We start from the raw sequence: 6,961 nt of genomic DNA on the forward strand, positions 1-6,961 counted from the left end.
CCAGGCGTGGTCAGCGCGCCGCCAGGCATGCAGCAGCCGGCCCCGTCGCCGGGCAACTATGAGCGCGGCGCGGCGCCGATGCAGGGGACTACCCAGAGCGTGCCGGAGCCGCAGATGGATCCGGGCGCAACCGAGGGGCCGCCGGCCGATCCGAATGCGCCGCCGCCGCCGAACCAGGTGCAGATGCCGCCGCCGACCCGTTCGGTGAACAGCCCGGTGGGACAGAATTCGACGACCCAGTAAGGCTTGGCGCCCAGGGACCTAGCGCCGCAAGGCCGTGAATGCCGCCAGCTCCCACGACCTGAATCCCACCAGCAGCGTGAAGCCTTCGCGCTCGTCGTCCGGCAAGCGGCGGTCGTTGCGGTGCAGCCTGGCCAGTTCCGCCCCCAGTTGCCCGATCTTCTGCGCCACTTCCTGCGCACTCGCCGCCGACAGCCGCGCCGGCAGGCACAGCAAGGTTTCGCCGGCGCCGTCGAAGCCGCCCGCGAAATAATCCGCCACCACGTGCTCGCGGAAGTAGCGCTGCACCGGCCCGTCGGGCAGCCAGCGGAAGGCGTTCGATACCCGCAGCGTGTAGCGGTTCAGCGGCTTGAGTTCGATCACGCCCAGCCGGTCGAGCTCCACCAGCAGCTTGATGCATTCTGCATCGCTCAGGCGGTAGGTCTCGACGATCTGTTCCAGGCTCCAGTGGCCGAGGCAGCAGATCGCCACCAGCAGCAGGCGCGGATTGGCCACCAGCGAGGTTTCCTGCGGCAGGCTCAGGGTGTCGGCCTGGGGCCGCGCCTCGAGCGCGCCGCGCAGCACCTCCTCCATCGCGATGCCCGTCACCTGGCAGATCTGCGCCAGGCGCGACAAGGCCATGTCCTTCTGCCCGAACATGCGCTTGACGCTCGATTCGCTCACGCCGATGCGTTCGGCCAGCGCCTTGTAGGTGATGCCGGCCGCGCGCAGCTGGGCGCGCAGGACGTCGAGAACGAGGTCGGGTGAGCTCATGGGGGCAGGGAGGTGGTGGTCAGGTGAGGAACTCTACCGTTGAACGGCAGCGGGAACAAGCGCGGATGGCGAGGTGTCGCTGCAGGCGATCCCCAGCGTGCGATGGCGGGAGCAGGCAGGGGCAGACGGGAGACTGGAAACATTCCGCCGCCGATCAGGCATGGAATGGCACGGGAAGCCTGAAAAACAGCGGTCGAATCGCCCATGCCGGGCGATTCGACCGTGCGAAGATCAGCCGAAGCTGGACAATCGCTTAGACCGAGGTCTTGCGCTCCAGCATTTCGCTCTTGCCCCAGATCAGCGCACCGCCGATACCCCAAGCAGCGCCAAACATGGCAATGGTGCCCGCGACCGGAGCAACGATTGGCAAGGCGGCAACGCCCAGCAGGATTGCACCACCGGCAGCCATTGCCTGGCCAACGCCCGACACGCTTGCGCCAGCGACCACGTCTACTTCTTTTGCATTCAATTCACGCACTTTATTTATCTCCATTATTTCGCAGAAATGCTGCGGTCCATCTTCTATCACGTCGACTCATCAGGTCGAGAGTTGCGATAGAGCCCTGATCATGCTCGAAAACATTCCAGGTTTTCATGGCATGAAATTCTTTATCAATGATGGCCCGCCTTATTATGGCGTTGAATGCACCATGTTATAAATTCTTGAAAATTGCATTATCGCGAGACCCGCATTCAATACTAGAGAACACATCCATACTTTCTTCATCGTACTGTGGCTTGCTTCCTTGACCAGGAAAACAGTGCCGGCCCCTGCGGCGATCGCAATGGCGCAAGCGCCGCCCACACTCGCCATGACCGGCACCGCGGGAATGAGCAGCTGACTGATCAAAAAGAAGACGCCAAACCAGCTGGCGACCAGTGCGGTAAAGTGCTTCTTCAGTCTGACTGGCTGTTCGGTATATATAGCCATTGTTCTTATGAATAATGAATGATTGTCGTGCTATCCCGATGCCGGTTATCTACGGCCAGACACCTGGCCGCGCATTTATTCATGTTTTTCTTGTGAGGGCCTGGTGATATTAGGCGAGGCGCGAGGGCATTTGCAAGATATTTTGCTCGAATTGAATAATAATATTTACATGGGATAAAAAATCCTTTTTGAATAATCATTCGTATTCTATGCATGGTCATTACCGGCGTGCTTGCCATGCGCGTAGTAAGCAGCGTGCATACGATCGCGGGTGAATTGCTTAATGAACTGCTCAATGAACTGATCAATGCGGACGAGATATGGCGCATGTCGGGGAATGGCCGGGGTTTCCCGTTGGCGCACCCAAGTGGGCAGCCATGCACCTGGCGCGGCATGAGTTTGCCGGGTGCAAGAGCTTTCTGAGACGGAAGGAAGGAGAAAGGAAAAGCGGTGCGCCAACGGGACCAGGTTTCGCCGCTCACGCGGGCGTGGTCCTTGCGAGGGCGGGCGATGCAGCGCACCGGCCGGGGAAGCGAGCCGAAGCTATTCGTCCTCGTCCGCGACCAGCTTGACTTTCTTGAGGTCCCGCTTGGCGGCCTGCCGCTCGCTCGACAGGGGCTTTGTGTGCGAACCGGCCGCGCGCGCCTTGGCCAGGGCCGCGATCGGATTGCGTGGCTTGCCGAATTGTTGCGAGGGTTCGACCCGCAAGCGCATCTTCTGCCGGGTCGCCAATGCCTTGTTCGCCATGCGGGCCTCCGTGGGGGTTACAGTACGTAGCGCGACAGGTCTTCGTTGACCGCCAGCTTGTCGAGCCGTTCGTTGACGTAGGACGTGTCGATCCGCACCACCTGGTCCTTTTCGGCGCCGGCGCTGAACGAGACTTCCTCGAGCAGTTTTTCCATCACCGTGTAGAGGCGGCGCGCGCCGATGTTCTCGGTGCGCTCGTTGACCGAGAACGCGATCTCGGCCAGGCGGTGGATGCCGTCGTCCAGGAACTCGACCTTCACGCCTTCGGTCGCCAGCAGCGCTTCGTACTGCTTGGTCAGGCTGGCGTCGGTCGAGGTCAGGATGCTCTTGAAGTCCTCGATCGAGAGCGACTCCAGTTCGACCCGGATCGGGAAGCGGCCCTGCAGCTCGGGGATCAGGTCCGAGGGTTTGGACAGGTGGAAGGCGCCCGAGGCGATGAACAGGATGTGATCGGTGCGGATCATGCCGTACTTGGTGTTCACCGTCGTGCCCTCGACCAGCGGCAGCAGGTCGCGCTGCACGCCGGCGCGCGAGACGTCGGCGCCGCCGTGCTCGGAACGGGTGGCGATCTTGTCGATCTCGTCCAGGAACACGATGCCGTTCTGCTCGACGTTGGCGATCGCCTTCTGCTTGAGCTCGTCCTCGTTGACCAGCTTGGCGGCTTCCTCCTCGGCCAGCAGCTTCAGCGCTTCCTTGATCTTCATCTTGCGCGCCTTCTTGCGCGCGTTGCCCACCCCGGCGAACATCGACTTGATCTGCTCGGTCATTTCCTCCATGCCTGGCGGGGCCATGATTTCCATCTGCGGCATGGCGTCGGCCACTTCGATCTCGATCTCGCGGTCGTCGAGCGAGCCTTCGCGCAGGCGCTTGCGGAAGGTCTGGCGGGTGGCGTCGCCTTCCTTGCTTTCGCCGCTGTTGACGTTGAAGCCGAAGTCGCGCGCCGGCGGCACCAGGATGTCGATGATGCGGTCCTCGGCCGCGTCTTCGGCGCGCTGGCGCACTTTCTTTTGTTCGCTGGCGCGGGTCTGCTTGATGCCGATGTCGATCAGGTCGCGGATGATGGTGTCGACGTCGCGGCCGACATAGCCGACCTCGGTGAACTTGGTGGCCTCGATCTTGATGAAGGGCGCGTCGGCCAGCTTGGCCAGGCGGCGCGCGATCTCGGTCTTGCCGACCCCGGTGGGGCCGATCATGAGGATGTTCTTCGGGGTGATCTCGTGGCGCAGCGGTTCCTCGACCTGCTGGCGGCGCCAGCGGTTGCGCAGCGCGATCGCGACCGCGCGCTTGGCCTTGCCCTGGCCGACCACATGCTTGTCCAGTTCGGAGACGATTTCGGGTGGGGTCATGTTCATGATGGCGGCCATTGTCAATCCAGGGTTTCGATGATGTGGGACAGGTTCGTATAGATGCACAGCTCGCCGGCGATGGTCAGCGCCTTCTTGACGACTTCGGCGGCCGGCAGCTCGGTGTTCTCGTACAAGGCCTTGGCGGCGGACTGGGCGTAGACGCCGCCCGAGCCGATCGCGCCGATGCCGTCTTCCGGCTCCAGCACGTCGCCATTGCCGGTGATGATCAGGGTCGATTCCTTGTCGGCCACCAGCAGCATCGCTTCCAGGCGGCGCAGCACGCGGTCGGTGCGCCAGTCCTTGGCCAGTTCGACCGAGGCGCGCAGCAGGTTGCCCTGGTGTTTCTCGAGTTTCGCTTCGAAGCGGTCGAGCAGGGTGAAGGCATCGGCGGTGCCGCCGGCGAAGCCGCACAAGACCTTGCCCTGGTACAGCTTGCGTACCTTGCGGGCCGAGCCCTTCATGACGACGTTGCCGAGCGTGACCTGGCCATCGCCGCCGAGCGCAACCTGGTTGCCGCGCCTTACGCTGACGATGGTGGTGCCGTGAAATTGTTCCATGTTTGACCTCGTGGTTGTCTAGCAAGGCGAAGTTGGGGGCCGTGCATAAAATTGCAAGATGAGCTCGACATTAATCTCGCCATGGCCCGGACCGGGGCAAGCTTGCTTCCCGGCCGGCCCCGGCGTCTGGCCGGAAACCACAAAAATGTTCATAGAAGTCCTTTTATGCGATATAAAGGATTCTCTATAAACATAGATTGCTGTCTTAGGTGTTTATAGACGATACTTTAAATCGCATAATGTCTTTTCTATGAACAGGTCCTGGCAATGCCAAAACGAATCCTGAGCCCCGAGATGTGGCCGACCCTGGTGCGGGAGCGTCTTGCCATGTGGGGCAAGTGCATCCACACCCAGCGCTTGCAGCAGCGCATCACGGCTGCCGATCTCTGCACACGCCTCGGGGTTTCCCGAACCACCTTGCGCCGTCTCGAACAAGGCGATCCCAGTGCGGGCGTCGGCGCCTACCTTGCCGCCCTGCTGACCCTGGGCCTGGCCGACCAGGCCATCCCTTCCTTGCCGGCCGAGCTATGGCAGGGGACAGGACAGCGCGTCAAGCCTGGCAGGCAGGAAAAGGGTGGCGCCGATGCCGAGTATTTCTAAGCCGCTCTACGTCTATCTCCAGCGTCCGGATACCGGGGAATGGGTGACCGTTGGCAGGTACAAGACGGGCAGTGCGGGCGAGGGCCTGTTCCGCTATGCCCCGTCGTACGTCGATGCAGGCCTGGCGTGGGCCATCGACCCGGTCAACCTGCCTTTCCTGCCGGGACGCGAGTTTGCGGCAGCGCGCTATCGCGGCCTGCACGATGTGCTGCGCGACGCCTCCCCGGACGCATGGGGCCAGGCCCTGCTGCGTCGCGAATACAATTTGCCGGAAAATGCGCCGCCGCTGCAGTATCTCCTGAAAGCGAGCAATCTCGACCGGTGGGGCGCGCTTGCCATCGGGACGAGTTTGACATTTCCCGGCACCAGGCTCGACAGTCCGACCTTGCCCAAGCTCGACCAGGTGGTGGAAGAGCTGGTCGCCCTGGCGGAGCGCAAGCCAACGGTGCGCGCCGGCATCCGTGCGCGCCTGGTACAGACCGCCAGCGTTGGCGGAGCACGGCCGAAAGCGACCGTCCAGGGAGAAGACGGACAATACTGGCTGGTCAAGCCCGAGATCGCGACCGATGTCGAGGACATTCCGCGGCTCGAGCACATGGCCCAGCAATGGGGGGCGGCGAGCGGCCTGCGTTTTGCGCAGACCGTTTTCCACCCCGCGAGCGGGGGGCGCAGTGCGGTACGGGTCCTGCGCTTCGACCGCAGTGGCCGCCAGCGCCATATGTGCGTCAGCGCGGCTTCGCTGCTGCAGGCCGAATACCCGGATGATTTTACCCAGACCGACCGCTGGAGCTATCCGCGTTTTGCCGAGGAGCTGAAACGGATCGGCGCGCCACTCGAAGACCGCATCGAACTGTTCGGCCGCATGGTGTTCAACGCCGTCTGCGGCAACGATGACGACCATGTGCGCAACCACGCCGTCGTATACAGCGCGCAGGAGGGGCGCTGGCGTCTTGCGCCGGCCTTCGACGTGGTGCCCAACCCGCTGGAAAGGCCGGCACGCCTGCAGATGCAGCTCGCGCTGGGGCGCTTCGATATTTCGCGCGACGCCGTGGTGGCCGATGCCCACCGCTTCGGTTTTTGCAGCAGGCAGGAAACGGCGGATTACCTGCGCGACCTGTTGCCGCGGATCAGGGCGGGATTCGCCACGGTCCGGCCTTTGCTCGACGAGAAGTGGCAGGCCGAGATGGCAAATCGCATGCAATTCACTATCGGACTGCTGAGTGCTGCGCCGCCCCCGGACTGAGGGCGATTCTCGCCTTAATACCGGTGCGGATACAGCTTCAGGCCCTCGCCCACGCCGAGCAGGCGCAGCAGGGTGGTGACGAGGTGGTTCAGCTCGCGCAGCTCGATCCGCTTTCCGTCTTCCATGTGCGTGCGCAGGTGGGCCAGCAGGGCGCTGGCGCAGACATAGTCCATGCGCGCCAGGCGCGAGCAGTCCAGCACCAGGGTGTCGCGCCCGGCCGCATAGGCGTCGATGGCCGCGCATAGCGGCGCCGCGTCGTGGGCCAGCACGGCCGGCAGCATGAAGCGGTCGCCGCCGCCAGTGGCGGGCGCGGCCGTGGAGACCGCGGTGGAGACATGCTGCAGCGCCTCGAAGGAGGGCGGCGACACCTCGAAGGTGACGCAGTAATCCATCGCCGTTTCTTCGAAGTCCTTTTCGCGCCGGGTCAGGAGCAGCAGTTCGAGCAGCAGCAGCCAGGGCGCCTGGCTCGCCTCGCGCGCGCCGATCGCCAGCATCGGGCGCAGCACCGCCAGCAGCTGGTCGGCGCCGGCCAGCACCAGCTCGC

The 6,961-nt window shown here is 63.4% G+C and carries 9 protein-coding genes and 1 pseudogene; 3 read left to right on the plus strand and 7 right to left on the minus strand.

The features are described from left to right. A pseudogene (locus V7778_RS24825) lies at positions 1 to 243 on the plus strand (hypothetical protein); the annotation flags it as partial. 18 nt (positions 244 to 261) lie between these two features. On the opposite strand, the gene V7778_RS24830 reads toward V7778_RS24825, so the two are convergent. From V7778_RS24830 to hslV, 6 genes are all read right to left on the minus strand, one after another. Further along, a complete protein-coding gene (locus tag V7778_RS24830) occupies positions 262 to 993 on the minus strand; it encodes a helix-turn-helix domain-containing protein (RefSeq protein ID WP_335560279.1) in 732 nt (243 codons plus the stop codon). A gap of 253 nt (positions 994 to 1,246) precedes the next feature. Beyond that, on the minus strand, positions 1,247 to 1,522 hold the full coding sequence (locus tag V7778_RS24835; protein WP_335560280.1) for a hypothetical protein: 276 nt from the start codon (positions 1,520 to 1,522) through the stop codon (positions 1,247 to 1,249). Positions 1,523 to 1,624: 102 nt separating this feature from the next. Beyond that, positions 1,625 to 1,924 carry a hypothetical protein gene (locus tag V7778_RS24840; RefSeq protein ID WP_335560282.1) on the minus strand — a complete coding sequence of 100 codons (300 nt, stop codon included), beginning with the start codon at positions 1,922 to 1,924 and terminating at the stop codon, positions 1,625 to 1,627. 543 nt (positions 1,925 to 2,467) lie between these two features. Continuing rightward, positions 2,468 to 2,671: a hypothetical protein gene (locus V7778_RS24845; protein WP_335560284.1), complete on the minus strand. Its 204-nt coding sequence runs from the start codon at positions 2,669 to 2,671 to the stop codon at positions 2,468 to 2,470. 17 nt (positions 2,672 to 2,688) lie between these two features. Next, entirely contained in the window at positions 2,689 to 4,023 is a 1,335-nt protein-coding gene (gene hslU / locus V7778_RS24850) for an ATP-dependent protease ATPase subunit HslU (protein ID WP_335560285.1), read from the minus strand. A 14-nt stretch (positions 4,024 to 4,037) separates the two neighbouring features. Further along, on the minus strand, positions 4,038 to 4,574 hold the full coding sequence (gene hslV, locus V7778_RS24855) for an ATP-dependent protease subunit HslV (protein ID WP_335560287.1): 537 nt from the start codon (positions 4,572 to 4,574) through the stop codon (positions 4,038 to 4,040). 267 nt (positions 4,575 to 4,841) lie between these two features. On the opposite strand from hslV, the gene V7778_RS24860 reads away from it, so the two are divergent. Both V7778_RS24860 and V7778_RS24865 read left to right on the plus strand, forming a co-directional pair. Further along, complete coding sequence (locus tag V7778_RS24860) at positions 4,842 to 5,174, plus strand: helix-turn-helix domain-containing protein (RefSeq protein ID WP_335560288.1); 333 nt, start codon at positions 4,842 to 4,844, stop codon at positions 5,172 to 5,174. Beyond that, positions 5,158 to 6,417 (plus strand): type II toxin-antitoxin system HipA family toxin, encoded by a 1,260-nt coding sequence (locus V7778_RS24865; RefSeq protein WP_335560290.1) that lies wholly within the window; start codon positions 5,158 to 5,160, stop codon positions 6,415 to 6,417. The genes V7778_RS24860 and V7778_RS24865 overlap by 17 nt, the downstream gene beginning before the upstream one ends. A gap of 14 nt (positions 6,418 to 6,431) precedes the next feature. Here the strand turns inward: V7778_RS24865 and V7778_RS24870 are convergent. After that, the coding region (locus V7778_RS24870; protein ID WP_335560291.1) for an STAS domain-containing protein at positions 6,432 to 6,961 on the minus strand (530 nt) is incomplete at its 5' end.

It is taken from the genome of Massilia sp. DD77, from assembly GCF_036961685.1.
GTDB lineage: Bacteria > Pseudomonadota > Gammaproteobacteria > Burkholderiales > Burkholderiaceae_D > Telluria.